The following is a 16,592-nucleotide window of genomic DNA, read 5'->3' as shown; positions in this document are numbered from 1 at the left end:
CGGCTAATAACGGGAAGCGCCGGTAGGTGCTATTCCCGCAATGCCCTGTCCTTGATTTTGACCACAGGCTGGACGAGATAGTCGAGGACTGACTTTCGACCGGCGAGAATATCCACTTCGGCAACCATGCCGGGGATGATCTCTATTTCTGCACCGTTGCCGTCCAGCATTGTGCCACCGGTTCGAATCTCGACCACAAATACCTCTTCGTCGTTTCGGTCGGATCGATTGATTGTATCCGCACCGATGCGGAAGATTTCGCCGTCCAGTCCGCCGTAGCGGGCAAAGTCATAGGCCGTTATCTTGACTTTCACTTTTTGTCCGGCGTGCAAAAAAGCAATGTCTTCAGGGCGGACATAGGCCTCGACCAGCAAGGAGTCGTCCAGCGGGACAATTTCGATCAACTCTTCGCCGCTTCGGGCCAACCCGCCAACCGTTGACCGGTGTATCCGGTTGACAATACCACGCACTGGGGCTCGGATCTGCGCCCGTGCCGCGCGGTCACGCAACGCAGGCAAGGCAGGTTGCAGCGCGGCAAGCTCTGCTGTCGCAAGCGCCAGATCGGTAAGGGCACTGCTGCGAAACCGACTGCGTGTCGCCCGGATGCGATCATCAATTTCGTCGAGACCGGATTTCAACCTGTTGGTCACCGCTTCGGCCCTGACCTTGCGCCCGTTCCATTCCGCCTCACTGCGACGCAAGGAAAGCAGCGTCGTCGCCGGCTCCATCTGTTGCTCGACCAATGGTTCCATAATCAACCGTTCCTCGGCCAGCACCTTGAGCGTTTCCTCGGCCGTAAACTGATCCACCAGTCCTTCTTCGTACTCGCGACGGCGTTGCTGGCGTTGGCGTTCAAGGATGGCGATCTCCGCCTGCAACTCAGACTGTCGCCCCTGAAACAGCGCCGTTTCAGATTGAATGACCGCTGGCGCGTCTTTCAACAACACAGGCTTGAACTCTAATTCGGTGCCGTCGATTTCCGCCTGCAGCCGCTGCGTCCGCGCCATCAAACCAAAGGCACGCTGCTGTTCCTGACCCAATTGGCTGGCTATTTGAGTGGTATCGAACTCCATCAGAAGGGTTCCCTTGTCTACCAGCTGACCTTCCTGAACATTCAGGGACCGCAGAACACCCGGTTCAGTAGCTTCGATCACCTGTAAATCGCCCGATGGGACAATGCGACCGTCCACGCGGGTTACATCGTCAAGCTCGGTCATATGCGCCCAGAAACCTGCCGCAACAAAAAAGGACAAAATTAGAAGCAACAAGGCAGACCCCCGCAGCGGGGAACGCCCCTGCATCTCACGGGCCAGTTTCGCAAGATCAGGATGCCGCGACATTCAGATGCCTCCCCTTGCGGTTTGCATATTGAGTCAGCAGATCTTTTGAGCCATCAGCCACAATCTTGCCGCTTTCGAGGACGATCACCCTGTCAACCAGGTCCAGCAAGCTTGTGCGATGTGTAATGACAACGACTGTGCTGTCACAAGTTGCCTGCTTCAGTCGCTTGATGACTTCTGCTTCCGTCCGGATATCCATGGCGCTGGTTGGCTCGCCCAACAGCAGGACCGGCGGGCGACCGACCAAGGCCCTTGCCAGCGCAATCGCCTGCCGTTGCCCGCCGGACAAACCTTCGCCGCGTTCAGCCAGTTTCAAATCGTAGCCGCCGGGATGACGCGCCACAAAATCTTCGACACCCGCAACCCGTCCGGCCTTCAGCAGATCTTCATCGTTGGGGCGGATCGACCCACTGGCGATATTTTCGCGAACGGTGCCGGAAAACAACCAAACATCCTGCAGAACAGACCCAATGTTTCGGCGCAGATCACCGGGGTCAATTTGTCGAATATCCGCTCCATCCAACGAAACCGAACCAGTCTTGGGTTCGTATAACCCCAGCAAAAGACGCGCAATTGTACTCTTGCCCGAACCGATCGGGCCAAGGATTGCTACTTTTTCGCCCGGAGCAACCGAAAAAGAAATGCCGTCCAAAGAGTCGTTTGTCTGGTCAGGATAGGCAAAATGCACGTTGTTGAAGGAAAAGCGACCTTCGAAACCTTTGCGACTGATCCAGCTTCGTCCTTGCGGTCGCTCACTTTCCGCCTGCATCAGAGAATCGAGATTGCGATATGCGCTGCGCGCCTGATTGATCCGCGTCAGGGTTTGCGCCAACTGCCCCAGAGGAGCCAGCGCACGTCCTGTCAGCATTACCGAAGCAACCAGTGCCCCCATGCTCGCTTCACCGTCCGCGATCAGAAAAACGCCGTAGAAGACTATCAACACCTGAGCGGCTTGTTGGGTAAACCCGGTCAAATTCAGCGCAAATTGCGTGACGGCACGACTGCGCATGCCGTGCGCGGATTGACGATCCATCGCCTGTTCCCAACGGGACCGCATTTGCCGCGCCGCTCCGGTTGTCTTTATGGTTTCAAGGCCGGAAAGAACTTCGACCAGAACCGATTGTTTGGATTGCCCATCAGCAAAACTGTTTTCCGCAAGACGGGACAAAACAGGCTGAACGATCAACCCGGTCACCAGAACGACAGGCACAGCAAGTGCGGGGATCAGGGCCAGCGGGCCACCGACCAAATAAATGACGAAAACAAACAGCCCAATGAATGGCAGATCCACCACCGCGACCAGCGTTGCCGATGTAAAGAACTCGCGGAGTGTTTCGAATTCCCGGACGGTGCTGGCCATGGCGCCAGATGACCCGGTCCGGGACTTCATACGAATGTTCAGCAAGTGGTCAAATACACGCCGCCCCATGAACAGATCAGCCTGCTTTCCCGCTGCATCAATAAACCCGGCTCGTAGCAGTTTGAGCACAAAGTCGAAAATCAGAGCTAGGCAAACGCCTGCGGTCAAGGCGATCAGGGACTCCGTCGCCTCGTTGGGCAGAACCCGGTCGTAAACGACCATGATGAACACGGATGTCGACAGCCCAAGCAGATTGGCAAGGGCGGCTGCCAGCGCCACCTGAATATATGACCAGCGGTTGGCGGCAAGGGCGGACCAGACCCAATGACCTTTCCAATCGTTGCTGATCGAACCAATTTCCTCCTGATGGATACCGCGCACCAGAATTGCATATCCGGTGTATGTTTCAGAAAGGCTGGCTTCTGGTATCTCTCCGATTTCGCGGCCCAGTTCCGGATCAAAGATCAGTAAATCGCCGTTGGATGCTCGCCCGTGCAAGACCACTGCACGCTCATTTTCCAAGAGAAGGATCGCCGGTACCAGATGATTGTTGAAAGCAGCCAGTTTCCGTTTGCCATACGCGGCCTGCATGTCCGCTCTGTTCAGGGCTGTAATGACATCCCGGATTGTCAGTTCACCTTCGCTGGATTGTGTCGCCTGGACCGCTGCCAATGTCAGTGGGCGGTCGAGATGCGCGGCGACGTGCAGGAGGCAGACCTCCATTGCCGTCAAAGAGTGGGGGCGTGTAACCGATTGCGCCTGCATCATGGTTGCCCAATCCTGTTGTTCAGAGTGACACCAAGAAGATCAAGAATATCCCCGGTTAGGCTGAGCGCCGCATAATTTGTCAGAAAGTAGTTCTGCTCTGCCAGGATCAGTCGTTCTTGCGCGTTCACATAATCCCTTTGTGCATCCAGAATCTCGATCAGAGTGCGTCGCCCGATGAAAAACTGTGCTTGTGCTGCCTTGATGCTGTCGGCGTTTGCCTGGGCGGCCTGGCGCGCTGCCTGCAGGCGTTCGGCGCCAGCTTTATGATCCGAACGAATGAACCCCAATTCCCGGGATTTTTCGCGGCTCAGGCTTTCCCGGGAAAACTCGACATCTCGGACCTGCGCTTCCGCAACCGCAATCGCCGCCCGGCGCGTCCCCGTACTGTCGATTTCGTAGTTAACTGCCAGATCGACACCGTAATTCGCATCTCGGCTATCGTCCCTGTTGGCAAAAGCGGCCAGTCTTTCATCCGGTTGGCGACAGGCCAGAGCGGCAGAAAGTTCTGCCTTCGCGGCCACAACAGCAGCATCTGCGCGGCGGATCTGAGGGCTTGCCTCCACGATCTGTGCGTCACTCCGTGACAGCAGCGGAGCGGGGATGGCCCGGGCCAACACTCCGGGCGCTGTTCCGTAGATTTCAACAAATCGCGCCTCGGCGCGCGCCGTGCGCGTTTTTGCATCCGCAAAGCGTGTTTGTGCGTCAGCCATGCGGGAACGCGCGGTCAGAACATCCCCCTTCGATCCTGCGCCGCTGGCCGCCCGTTGCGAAATCTGCTGGACAAGCTGTTGGTGTACCTCGACATTCCTGGCGGTCAGGTCTTGAATCTTCCGGCGGTCCAAAACTGTCACATATGTTTCAATCGCGGCCAGCGCCGTTGCCGAGGCCGTTTGCAGACGGTCCCCCTGACTTTCAAAAATCCGGGCGCGTGCCGCAGCCAAATCCCCCGCCGCCGCACCACCATCATATACCAGTTGCGAAACACGCAGATACGGTGAAAAATCAGCGGCATCCGAAACAACTCGTTCGGAGCGCGCGTTCAGACCCAAGAAGACCTGGGGCAGAAACGCGCCCTTCGCGGCATCCTGACCGGCATTTGCGGCCGCAAACCTGGCATCGCTTTTTGCCAGATGAGGACTGCTTTCGACAGCTAGACCGTGCGAGGAACCGCTTATGGTCAGGCGCGAGTTTTGCGCGTCACTGAGAGAAACGGCACCGTTTGTCCCGACGTCATTCAGGGTCAACACCGGGCGGAAATCGGTCGTGAGCGTTGTCGTTGCAGCGGGCGCACTGTTGCCAGCCGCATCATCCACCATAGCCGTCAGCGTAAAGGCGGTCCCATCCGCCAATGCCGCCAGATCGCCCGAAAGAACGGTAGCGGACCAAGTTCCCGAGGAAACAACGGCCGTAAAGGTCTGCCCGCCGAGCGTTACCGAAACCGTCTGGCCATCCTCAGCTGTGGTAGTTCCCGACACTGCTAGATCGCTGTTTCTTTCAATCACATCCAGAACTGCACCGGTCGGAACCGGATCAAGCGTGATTGACGGTGCGCTAAAGTCCGTTGTGAAGCCGTCTGAAGCGGAGCTGCTGTTTCCTGCCGCATCCGCAACCGAAGCGGTGACACTGTAGCTTTCATTGTCCTGCAACCCGGCTAAATCCAAGCTTGCGGCGGTATAGTTCCACCCTCCACCTGTTACAGTCGCTGTTCCGCTCACATCAACGGTTCCGTCAGCACGTGCGATCTGAACTGTGACCGTTGTTCCGTCCGGCGCATCTGATGTGCCCGACACGGTTAGATCCGTGCTCTGTTCGGCGGCATTCATGATCGCGCCGTCTGACAGGGCGGAGATCGTGATTGAAGGTGCCGTAAAGTCCGTGTCAAAGCTGCTCGTCGCTTGAACGGAGGGGTTACCTGCGGCGTCCGAGATGTCAGCGGTAACCGTCACAGTACCATTGTCGGACAACAACGAAAGATCTGAGGACGGTACAGTCACACTCCAACTGCCACTCTGGACCTGGCCGGACTACGTCTGCCCGTTCATCGAAACGGTCACCATTTGCCGGTCTTCGGCATCCGTCGCACCAGTTATGGTCAGATCCGTAGCTTGCTCCGAGGCATTCAGAACGGCACCAGAAGAAAAACTGTCGATGCTGAGCGTTGGGGCGGTGAAATCCGTCGAGACCGAGCTGCTGGCCTGTGGCGCGTCCAATCCGTGATTGTCGGAAACGTCAGCGGTGATGGTAAATCCCGAACCGTCCGCAAGCGCCTGCAAATCTACCGTGGGAACCGTAATTGTCCATGTATCTCCTGATACAGCGCCCAGATAGGTTTGACCGCCCAGGTTAACCGTTACCTGCTGTCCATCCGGAACATTTCCCGTTGTACCGCTGACAGTCAGATCCGACCCGGCCTCGACCGCGTTCAGAACGGAACCGGTGGGCAGTGGGGAGATTGAAATGGAAGGCCCGCTGAGATCCACGGGCAGGGTTGCCGTTGCCGGAGTGGCGAAATTACCCGAGGTGTCGCTGACCGTGGCACTGACCGAAACCGGGGTGCCGGTAGTCAGCCCCCCAAGATCGGCGCTGGGGACGGTAACGCTCCAACTGCCGCCAGATGTTGTGCCCGTGTAAACTTGGCCGTTGAACGTCACCAAAACACTCTGGCCATCGGCTGCCGTTGTCGTGCCGGTCAGAGCCAGATCGCTGTTCAGATCGACCAGTTCGATCGAACCGCCCGAAACCGGGTCAAGTGTGATGGTCGGAGCAGTGAAATCCGTGTCGATACTGTCCGCGGCCGGAACAGCCGGATTGCCTGCCTGGTCGGTCACGTCCGCCTGTATTATGATTGTCGCACCATCCTGCAGCGCGGCCAGATCAGAGGCGGGGACCGTTACGCTCCACGCCCCGTTGGCGACGATGCCGGTATACGACTGCCCGTTGAACGAAACAGTTACAAGCTGGCCGTTTTCAGCGTCTGTGGTTCCGCTCAGGATCAGATCGGTCGCCTGTTCAATGGCGTTCATCACGGCCCCGTCAGATACCCCGGTTATGGCAAGGGTCGGTGGTATGGTGTCAATTTCGAACTGAACCGATTCAGTTGACAACTCGGCGCCAGACGCATCGAGGCTTCGAATAGTGACTGAATTTACCCCTTGCGGCAGACTGGCCGCTTCGGCTTCGGTCAGCGAGATAACCCAGCTTCCGTCTGCATTCGGTGCAATGGTTTTCGTGATCGAACCGATGGTCACTTCAATAGTGTCCGCGTCTGCCGAGGCCAAAACTCCGGTGCCGAAGCTGCTGAGTGTCGTCGATTGGGCTCCCGCAAGGTTGAGGGTCGGGTAGCTGGGTGTCGGACTGGGGGTCGGGGTGGGCACGACTGCGGGGCTGTCATCTCCGCCGCCGCCACCACCGCCACCTGCGCCCGCAGCAGCGGCGCCAGCCAGACCTATCCCGCCCAATATTGCGCCAGCGCTGCCCATTCCACCTGCGGCTGCGCCACCGGCCTCTGCCGTAAGGCTGAACTGAGCGATTTCGGCAACGGCTTCCTCGGCGATCATGATTGCGCCGCTGTCCAGAACCTGAACGTTTTCGGCAGCCACGATCAGGGTACGACCATCGTTGAGTTTCAGCAAAACATCGCCGTTTTTCAACAGCTTTGCCGACTTCACTCCCGGAATGGTCTCCGCAAATTGAAAGGCATAAAGCTCTTCCACGGTGGCCTGTCCCAATGCCGGTAACGCCATAAGCACGGATCCGAGCCCCCCTGCGGCGCCCCGGCCTGCCCATTTGCGCAACCTCGCATCGATCCATTGGCGAATATGCTTCTTGCGATCCGTGTCAGGAGTGTTGAGTTCAGAATTCTTCGTCATCTTGTCCTCACAAGCAGTTGCCGCTTACGTCGGGAAGACGTTTGGCCTGGGCCAGGTTCCGTTCATCTGTCTTTCCTTTTGATGACTCACGTGGTCGGACCCGAAAATTTGAGTTAATCTGAATCCGAACTCCTCGTTTTCACCACAATTGCGCTTTGGTTTTGGTCTTTGCGTCAGAGCACCCTGTTGTCAAAGCCGGCATCGGCGTGGGGTGATCAGATATGAAGTTCAATTTCCAAGGCGTGGTAGAAACGGCGAGCACGGCGCTCGATTCAGGTATCGGCGATACGGCTTTAAAAACGTTTAACGGGACCACGTATCTGTACAGCGTGACCGGACCCGGCGGCGGTATTGCTGTCTGGACATTGGCAAACGGCGCGATTCCTCAACTTCAGGACACGCAATATTTCAGCGGCTCGATAACGTTTCAGGTCGGGCGCAGCGGGATGCCGGTGACACTTGGGGGGCAGGACCGGCTGATTCTGGACGTCGATTCCGCAAAGGGTCTGGTTGGATACGATCTGCTGGCTGACGGCTCCATCGGAACCTTGCGGGAAACAGGCACCCTGTCGGGCCAGTTGAATTTCTGGCAATTGCCCACGAGGACAGCGGCAGTATTGCGACCTATCATGTGAGCACGGACGGATCGCTGTCATTGGCAGGCATCACCCCCGGACAGGCCGATTCGATGCAAAGCCTGAAATCCGGATCCGGACATTTCGTGATCACTGCGGATGCGGCCAGCAATGTGATCTCCACCTACGAAATAGACGATACGACCGGAATCCTGACCACGGTGGATAACAGCGCCTCTCTGTCGACACTGGGCATTGCCACTCCGACAGCTATCGAAGTGGTGCAGGCGTACGGACTATCCTGGGTGTTGGTGGCGGGTTCGGGCAGCAACTCTCTCAGCGTCATGAAGTTGGGCGGTGACGGACGTTTGACACCGACGGACTATGTTCTTGATTCCTTGAACACGCGGTTTGAAACGGTTCAGGATCTGGCAGTCGTCGAAGCAAACGGGCGGGCCTTTGTTGTGGCCGGAGGTGGCGATGACGGGCTTACCCTGTTTACCCTGACACCCGACGGCCAGCTGATCTATCTGGATAGTTTCGCAGATACTCTGGCAAGCGGTTTGCAGAACGTCGAAACGATCAGCGTTGCCCGGTCGGGGACGAGTTACAGATCCTTGCTGCCTCGCAACAGGAATCCGGCCTGACGCAATTGACTGTTTCGATCGCCGATCTGGGGGTGGTCGACGAAGGGCTGGGCACCGTCAACGGAACAGCTCTGGGCGATATGCTGACCGGCAGCATCCTGAACTCGACCCTTCTGGGTGGGGCGGGAGACGACATTCTGATCGCTGGCACAGGCGCCACAACGATGACCGGAGGTTCCGGCGCCGATATCTTTGTCATGAACTACGGCAGCGACACGACCACGATTACTGACTTCCAGCCGGGTCTGGACCGGCTGGATCTGTTCGACTACCCGCTGATGCGAACCCCATCGCAACTGACTTTCACCGCGACAGCGCAAGGCGTGCAGATTGACTACATCAATGAAACCATTCTGGTTCACTCCGCAACTGGTGGCCCGTTGACCAGCGCCGACATCTTTGGAGCGGGGTTTGGCGGGCCTGACCATATCCCGGTCAATTTCGGCAATTTCGGCGGGCTCGTGCCTGAAGGCTCGGGTGGCGTGCTGGGGGACATCACAGTCGACACACAGACGGCCAATCCTGCGCTGGCGGACGCAGAAATCAGGTTTACTCTAAACGGCGGTGGCACGATCAGTGTTTTTGCCGATGAGAACGGGCAATTTGATCTGGGCCTGCCGTCCGGCACGTTCCCTGGTCAATTCGATGTTGTAAAAAGCTATTCGACCGCCAGCGACCAGATAACCGCACTGGATGCACTGCAGGTCCTGCGGATATCCGTGGGGCTTGATCCGACCTGGGGGCCCGCCACGCCTAAAAACCTGATCGCGGCCGACATAACACAGGACGGAACGGTAAACGCTCTGGATGCGCTGGCGGTATTGAAGGTCGCTGTTGGTCTACCGACCACACATCCTGCTGAATGGGTGTTTCTGGACTCCGCTGCGGATCTTTCCGGGATTACCCCGACCAACGTAAACTATGCAACGGGCACAAACGCTGTCGCCGTGGATGGACAGTTTTCGGGCGACATGACCTCGATCCTGCTCGGAAATCTGGAAGCGGCCTGAAACCCGGCGCGATGATGCGCCTGGTTACTCGCGGAACGCGCGATTGAAATAATCGGCCATCGGCTTGATCAGATAGGACAGCGGTGTACGTTCATCCGTCTTGATCATCGCCTCAACCGGCATACCGGGAAGCAGAGCTTGCCCGTTCAGTCGTTCAACTTCGCCGTCGTCTGGGGCAACTTCAGTCCGGTAGAATGTAAATCCAGTACTCTCGTCCATGAAGGTGTCGGCAGATACATTTATCACATGACCATTGATCTCAGGTGTCTCACGCTGATTGAACGCCGGGAAGCGCAGGGCGACCTCTTGTCCGACATACAATTGATCAACATGTAGCGCATCCACACGCGCGGCAACCAGCAGCGGTGTGTTCTGCGGCACGACATACATCATCGGCTCACCGGGCTGAATCACCGATTGCAGCGCAAAAACCTGACTGTCATAGACTGACCCCGAGACCGGCGAACGGATGTCCAGACGCGACAAACGCTCGGTCAAGGCCAGCCTGCGCTCCGACAGTTCAGACACCTGAGCCTGCACTTCACGTAACGCGGTGATCGCCTCCTCCCGCCGTGTGGCGGTGAGCTCGACGATCTGAATTTCCGTTGCTGCAATCTGGCCTTTCAGACGGGCCACCGATGCTTCAAGACGACCAATTTCACCGGTCAGGCTGGCATTTTCACGTTGAAGGGCCGACACCCGGCTGGCCTGCGTCAAACCGCGCTTGAGCAGGTTTTCCTGATCTTCCAACTCATTCTGGATCAGATCGACCTGAGTGCGCAGCGACACCAACTGGGCCTGTGTGCCTTCGATCTCACTTTCGATCTGGGTGATTTGTTTGCCCAGTTGCTCTTTCTGCTGGGCCATCGTATCGATCCGCGCCTCAAAAAGCCGCTGCTGGCCATCAATCAGATCTGAATCGATTTTTTCCTGTTGCTGAAGGGCGCTTAGACTGGATGCCAAACCGTCTGCGTTGCTTCCGTCGCGTTCCGCCTCCAGCCGCGATTTCCGCGCCAGAAGTTCGAAAAGCTGAGATTCGACAATGCTTTTTTCCGAGGACAAAAACGTATCATCCAGCCGCAGGAGTAAATCGCCCTCGGCGACGACATCGCCATCCCGCACAAAGATCTCGCCGACCACACCACCGTCGGGGTGTTCGACGACCTGGCGGTTGCTTTGAACTTCGATCACCCCTTGCGAGACGATTGCCCCCGCCAGTTCTGTCTGCACCGACCAGAGCCCCAGTCCGCCGACCAGGATGGTCAAGGCAGAGAAACCGACAAGCGCCGGAACCGTAATGCGCCACGCCGGACGTGGATGTTGTTCAAGATTCGCCGCCATCAGCTGCCTACCTGATTGAATTTTCGTTTGATGGCTTCGGCGTTTTGCACAGCCGCGCTCAAAATCTCGTCCCGACTGCCGAACTTCACAACTTGACCGCGTTCGACCACGGCCAGATCATCGCATTCCGAGATTGCCTGCGGACGATGTGTCATGATGATCGCCCCCTTACCTTCGGCCTTCAGGCCACGAACGGCGGCATTCAAAGCCTCGGTTCCGTCTGCGTCCAAGGCCGAGTTCGGTTCGTCCAGAATCAACAGGACCGGGTCCCCATATAGGGCGCGTGCCAAGGCAATGCGTTGTTTTTGGCCACCTGAAAGCTGGCTGTCATTGCCTTCCAGAAAGGTGTCGTACCCTTTTTCCAGTGTCAGGATCAGGTCATGCGCATTGGCTTTCTTCGCAGCATCAACGACTGCCTCGGGATCGGGGTTTTCGGACATCCGGGCGATGTTCTCGGCCACTGTTCCGTTGAACAGGGTAACCTGTTGCGGCAGATAGCCGATATGCTGCCCCAGATCGTCCGGATCATACTGATCCAGCGTCGCACCGCCCAACCTTATTTCGCCGCCGGCCGGTTGCCACAACCCCAGCAGGGCCTTGGCAAGTGTCGTTTTACCCGACCCGCTTTTGCCGATAACTCCCAACGCCTTGCCCGGTTCCAGGCGCAGCGTGACATTGCGCAGTGTCGGTGTATCGGCACCCGGCGGAATGACGGTCAGGCGCTTGGCCTCCAATTTCGCTTTTGGCACCGGCAACTTGGTGCGCGGCATCTCAGGCGGGGTGGTATCCAGAAATCGGTTCAACGAAACCCAGGCCGTCCGCGCCTGCTGGATCATCCCCCATTGGCCCACCGCCTGTTCCACGGGCGCCAATGCCCGGCCCAAAAGGATCGAGCCAGCAATCATCGCACCGGGCGACAATTCATTGCGCAGCACCAGCCAGGCCCCAAGCGCCAGCATCGCGGATTGCAAAAACAGCCGCAGCGATTTGGTCAGCGAAGTAAAGCTTCCAGTCCAGTCGCTGGCGGAAATGGTCTGTGACAATGCACTCGACCGTTGCCGCAACCACCGCTGGGTCACAGCCCTCTGCATTCCTTGCGATCGGACTACTTCCGCGGCTTGCCTGGCATGTTCGGAAAACGAGTTCGCCTGCGCCGATGCCCGCTGTGCTTCCGCTACTTTGTTCCGGGTCAGAACCTGGTTGAGCAGAGCAATGAATATCAGCAGCGAACCGCCACCAACGGCCAGCCATCCAAGCAAGGGGTGAAACAGGAAGATCGCGGCCAGAAACACCGGCGTCCAGGGGATGTCCATCACCGCCAGAAGAATGGGGGACGCGCAGAGTTTCTGGATGATTTCGAGATCCCGCAACGCTGTCGCCGGTGCGGATCTTGTTTTCGGATCAAGCGATCGCCGCAACGTGGCGTCGAACACCCGTTCGTCCAAAGCGGATTGGAACCGGGCCCCAAACCGGGCGACAATCCTGCCGCGTGCATAATCCAGCATGGCCATCAGGACATAAAGCAGTGCAACCAGCAGGAACAGAGCCGTCAGCGTCTCGACCGCGCGCGATCCCAAAACCCGGTCATAGACCTGCAACATGAACAATGGCCCGGTCAGCATCAGCAGATTGACAAAAACACTGAACAGAAACGCGAGTGCCAGGAACGTCGTTCCCTGATTGCGGGTATTGCGCAACTCGTGTCTGGGGGACGCAGACATCCTGAAATCCGGGTTCACAGTTCAAGCCTTTGCTTATTGCGGTACGCAGACGATCCCGTCTGCAGCGTCCGGCATCTTAGAACGTTGTCGCGGGGCATAAAATGCGCCGTGTCGAAGATCGGCAAAAAACCTCTGACCAAAGTCATTGCAACCCCCTGGATGACTGGCGAGTCAAAGCGACTGCCTCTTGAAAGCCACTATGACGGCCTACGCAGGACATGTCGAACCTATTGATACCAATTGCTGAATCTGCCGGGCATTTTCTTTTTGACACCTCAACCCATCGAATTTGTGATGATCCAATAGCTTTGGTCCCGCATGTTCATTCTCAATCAGTATGCATGGAAAATCTCCGGGGCTTTGCCCCACAATATTTTGCAGGTCGAGCAACAGGTGATCGTTTAGTTTTGTCACGAATCGTGCCGTTATCCGACGAACGAGAAATGGTCGGATGACCAAAACCATGATGACTCAGAATATCTGACGTCTTTGATTTCGAGAAGGAACACCGATGAAGACGCACGCGCAGGCTGTAGTGATCGGAGGCGGCCTTGTTGGTTGCTCTATCCTGTATCACCTGGCCAAGCTGGGCTGGAGGGACGTTGTCCTGCTGGAACGGGACGAACTGACCAGCGGATCGACCTGGCATGCGGCGGCAAATATTCACGGGCTGCACGATAACAACAACGTCACCCGCATCCAGCATTATACAATGAACCTGTATAAAGAGCTGGAAAAGGAAACTGGACAGGGTTGCGGCGTGTTCCAACCGGGCTCGCTGTATCTGGCGCAGACCGAGAACCGTGAACACCAGTTGCGTCTGCAGGAGGCCAAAGCGCGGTTCTACGGGCTGAACTTTCACGAAATCAGCCGCGAGCAGGCCAAGGAGTTGCACCCACTGGCGCAGTTCGATGACATCCGTTGCATCATGTACGAACCCGACGGCGGCAATGTTGACCCTTCGGGTGTGACCCACGCCTATGCCGCAGGGGCCCGCGCAATGGGCGCATCGATCGAGCGGTTTTGCCCGGTCATCGGGACGGAACAACAGCCCGACGGTTCGTGGATCGTGCGCACCGAAAAAGGCGACATCCATACTCAATGGGTGGTCAATGCCGGGGGCCTCTGGGGACGCGAAGTCGCGGCGTTGGCGGGGATCGAGCTGCCATTGCAGCCGACCGAACACCAGTATTTCGTGACCGAGGCGATTAGCGAGGTCGCGAGCCTGGGCCGACGTCTGCCCTCGATCGCCGACCGGGATGGCGAATACTACTTCCGCCAGGAAGGCAACGGCCTGCTGATCGGAGCTTATGAAAAAGACATGAAGTTCTGGGCAGAAAACGGTACGCCGCTGGACTTTGCCCATGACCTGTTCCCCGATGACCTGGACCGGATCATGGAGAATGTGATCCGCGCCACCGAGCGTGTGCCGGTGGCCGCCACGGCCGGGGTCAAGCGGGTGATCAATGGACCGATGATCTGGTCCCCGGACAGCAACGCGATCTGGGGGCCGGTCCCGGAGCTGCGGAACTATTTCTGCTGCACCGGCATTATCCCCGGCTTCTCGCAATCGGGCGGTCTGGGCTTGCTTGCGGCTCAGTGGATGATCGAGGGAGAGCCGCAATACGACATGTTTGCCTGGGATCTGGCCCGGTTCGGCGACTGGGCGGACAAGAAATTCACCAAGGCGCGGGTCGAGGACCAATATACCCACCGCTTCGCCATCCATTTCCCGAACGAGGAACGCAGTGCCGGGCGACCGGCCCGCGTGCGCCCGGCCTATGAGATGCAAAAGGACATGGGTTGTGTCTTTGGCCTGAACTGCGGCTGGGAACACCCGCTTTGGTTTGCAGATCAGCCCGGGGCGGTCGAAGCCAACGGTTTCACACGACAGAACTGGTGGGAACCGGTGGGCCGCGAGGTGAAGATGCTGCGCGAGAGCGTTGGGGTCATCGACATCTCGAACTTTGCAAACTACGTGATCAAGGGACCAGGCGCCCATGCGTGGCTGGACAAGCTGGTCGCCAACCGGGTGCCGACCCAGGTTGGCCGGTCCTGCCTGACACCACTGATCTCGGTGCGTGGCGGTGTGGCCGGAGACTTTACCATCACCAAGGTGGCTGACGACGATTACATGATGATCGGCTCGGGCATGGCTGAACGCTATCATCAGCGCTTCTTCAACATGATCGACCTGCCCGAGAGCACCACGTTCGAGGTGGCGACAGACCGGATCGCGGGTTTCAACGTCGCAGGGCCCAAATCGCGTGACCTTCTGCAGCGGTTGACCAATGCGGACCTGTCGAACGAGTCCTTCCGTTTCATGCGATCGGCCACGATCGAGGTGGCAGGCGTGTCCTGCCTCGCGATCCGTGTCAGCTTTACCGGTGACCTGGGGTGGGAGTTGCACTGCGCCGAAGAGGACCAGATCAGGCTCTACTCTGCGCTGCTTGAGGCGGCGAAGGATTGCAATGGCGGCCCGGTGGGCGGCCGTGCGCTTGGGTCGTTGCGGATCGAGAAGGGCTATGGCTCGTGGGGTCGCGAGTATTCACAGGAATATTGGCCGCAGGAGGTCGGGCTGGCGGGCCTGATCAAGCTGGACAAGGATTTCCTGCACAAGGACGCCTATCTGGCCATCAAGGATAACGCCGCCCGCGAAATTCTGTCGATCTTCGAGGTCGACGTAACCGATGCCGATGCGACAGGCGGCGAGCCGATCTTTACCCCGGACGGCACGCCAGTCGGTCGCGTGACCTCGGGCGCTTACGGCTATTCAGTCGGCAAATCCCTTGCCATCGGCTATGCCAACCCCGCTGTCGCCAAGCCCGGCGATACGGTCGATGTCTTCATTCTTGGGAAACCGCACAAGGCCAAAATCCTGGCTGAGCCGCCCTTTGACCCCGCAGGGCACCGCCTACGCGACACGGCCCCGGTTGTGGAAGAAGTCGGCGCATAACAAACAGTGCAGCTTGTTCCGGTCAGGTATTCAATTCAGCGGCAGCCTTCAAAAGCCAGTCCTGAAATAGCCTGACCGGAGGCGAGGCCGATTTTTCTTTGAGCTGTATGAAATAAGCCCATGGGCTTTCCAGCTCAAAGCTAAAGGGTTCAACCAAAAATCCCCTGTCGACATAGGGTCGCGCAAGCGAACGGGGTAGTGCTATGCACCCCAGAGACTTGACCGCCATCTCCATTGCCAGGTTCGAAATATTGGTGCGCAAGCCGTCCTTTTGGTTCAGATCCGATAATCCGAAATGCTGCGCAATACGCTCCCAATAGGCGGGGCGACCCAGAATGTGGATCAGTGACGCATCCTGCAATTGGGCGGGGACGGTCAGGGGTCTTCCATCGACCAAAAAATCAGGAGCACAGACCACGGCCAGCTTTTCAACCCAAAGACATCTGGCACCTTCCGCCACGTCTTCAGCATGATTGATCGTCAGAGAAATATCAGAAACATTTGCGCCGACATCTGTCCAGACGGTGCCATGGACCGTCAGATCGATATCCGGATGCACGGCGTTGAAGCCCCGGATTACATCCGGCAACCAGTTTTCCGCCAGGCTGACAGGGCAGGACACCACGACCCGCCGCTTGTGCGTGTTCAGAATGACGGATTGCGTGGCCACGTCGATTTCGTTCAGGGCATGGCGCACGGATGGCAGATAGGCCTCACCCACATCTGTCAGGGTCAATGACCGGGCATGGCGAACAAAAAGCGGACGATGCAAAAATTCCTCAAGCGAGCGCACGTGGTTGCTGACCGCCGACTGCGTGCAGTTCAGTTCCTGCGCCGCGCTGGTAAAGCTCAGATGGCGCGCTGCCGCCTCGAACGAGCGCAGGAAGGTGAGGTGGGGCAGATTCATCATGGCAACGGTATCTCAGATGGGACGCAGAACCAAAGTGAAGCGCATACTGTGCACCTTCTTGTCCGTCAGCGACGCCTGAACGGTCCTTTTTGGTC

At 57.9% G+C, this 16,592-nt stretch carries 9 protein-coding genes and 1 pseudogene; 4 read left to right on the top strand and 6 right to left on the bottom strand.

Annotation, left to right across the window (positions count from 1 at the left end; genetic code table 11):
* Window positions 1-29 precede the first annotated feature (29 nt).
* From ACR3EQ_RS20140 to ACR3EQ_RS20130, 3 genes and pseudogenes are all read right to left on the bottom strand, one after another.
* Complete coding sequence (locus tag ACR3EQ_RS20140; RefSeq protein WP_170614070.1) at window positions 30-1,340, bottom strand: HlyD family type I secretion periplasmic adaptor subunit; 1,311 nt, start codon at window positions 1,338-1,340, stop codon at window positions 30-32.
* The gene (locus tag ACR3EQ_RS20135) at window positions 1,324-3,468 is read right to left on the bottom strand and encodes a type I secretion system permease/ATPase (protein ID WP_480491860.1); all 2,145 of its coding nucleotides are present in this window, start codon (window positions 3,466-3,468) and stop codon (window positions 1,324-1,326) included. Before ACR3EQ_RS20135 ends, ACR3EQ_RS20140 begins: the two co-directional genes overlap by 17 nt.
* Window positions 3,465-6,947: pseudogene (locus tag ACR3EQ_RS20130) on the bottom strand (TolC family protein). The gene ACR3EQ_RS20135 and the pseudogene ACR3EQ_RS20130 overlap by 4 nt, the downstream one beginning before the upstream one ends.
* Before the next feature lie 611 nt (window positions 6,948-7,558).
* On the opposite strand from ACR3EQ_RS20130, the gene ACR3EQ_RS20125 reads away from it, so the two are divergent.
* Genes ACR3EQ_RS20125 through ACR3EQ_RS20115 form a run of 3 tightly spaced genes read left to right on the top strand, consistent with a single transcriptional unit; the run spans window position 7,559 to window position 9,569 of the window.
* Entirely contained in the window at window positions 7,559-7,972 is a 414-nt protein-coding gene (locus ACR3EQ_RS20125; RefSeq protein ID WP_480491858.1) for a hypothetical protein, read from the top strand.
* Window positions 7,969-8,559: a lactonase family protein gene (locus tag ACR3EQ_RS20120; protein WP_480491856.1), complete on the top strand. Its 591-nt coding sequence runs from the start codon at window positions 7,969-7,971 to the stop codon at window positions 8,557-8,559. The genes ACR3EQ_RS20125 and ACR3EQ_RS20120 overlap by 4 nt, the downstream gene beginning before the upstream one ends.
* Window positions 8,560-8,564: 5 nt before the next feature.
* Window positions 8,565-9,569: a dockerin type I domain-containing protein gene (locus tag ACR3EQ_RS20115; protein ID WP_480491854.1), complete on the top strand. Its 1,005-nt coding sequence runs from the start codon at window positions 8,565-8,567 to the stop codon at window positions 9,567-9,569.
* Window positions 9,570-9,593: 24 nt separating this feature from the next.
* On the opposite strand, the gene ACR3EQ_RS20110 is transcribed toward ACR3EQ_RS20115, so the two are convergent.
* Together ACR3EQ_RS20110 and ACR3EQ_RS20105 are read right to left on the bottom strand one after the other, a co-directional pair.
* Complete coding sequence (locus ACR3EQ_RS20110) at window positions 9,594-10,910, bottom strand: HlyD family type I secretion periplasmic adaptor subunit (protein WP_170614066.1); 1,317 nt, start codon at window positions 10,908-10,910, stop codon at window positions 9,594-9,596.
* On the bottom strand, window positions 10,910-12,631 hold the full coding sequence (locus ACR3EQ_RS20105; RefSeq protein ID WP_170614065.1) for a type I secretion system permease/ATPase: 1,722 nt from the start codon (window positions 12,629-12,631) through the stop codon (window positions 10,910-10,912). The genes ACR3EQ_RS20110 and ACR3EQ_RS20105 overlap by 1 nt, the downstream gene beginning before the upstream one ends.
* 511 nt (window positions 12,632-13,142) lie before the next feature.
* Here ACR3EQ_RS20105 and ACR3EQ_RS20100 point away from each other — a divergent pair.
* The gene (locus ACR3EQ_RS20100) at window positions 13,143-15,587 is read left to right on the top strand and encodes a GcvT family protein (RefSeq protein ID WP_480491852.1); all 2,445 of its coding nucleotides are present in this window, start codon (window positions 13,143-13,145) and stop codon (window positions 15,585-15,587) included.
* Between the two features lie 22 nt (window positions 15,588-15,609).
* Here ACR3EQ_RS20100 and ACR3EQ_RS20095 read toward each other — a convergent pair whose 3' ends face one another.
* Window positions 15,610-16,497, bottom strand: coding sequence for a LysR substrate-binding domain-containing protein (locus tag ACR3EQ_RS20095; RefSeq protein ID WP_170614063.1), 888 nt, complete (start codon window positions 16,495-16,497; stop codon window positions 15,610-15,612).
* Between the last annotated feature and the right edge of the window lie 95 nt (window positions 16,498-16,592).

The sequence above is a fragment of the Ruegeria sp. AN11 genome (assembly GCF_056536005.1).
Note: the sequence above shows the minus strand (reverse complement) of the source record. Positions and strands in the feature narration are given on the sequence as shown.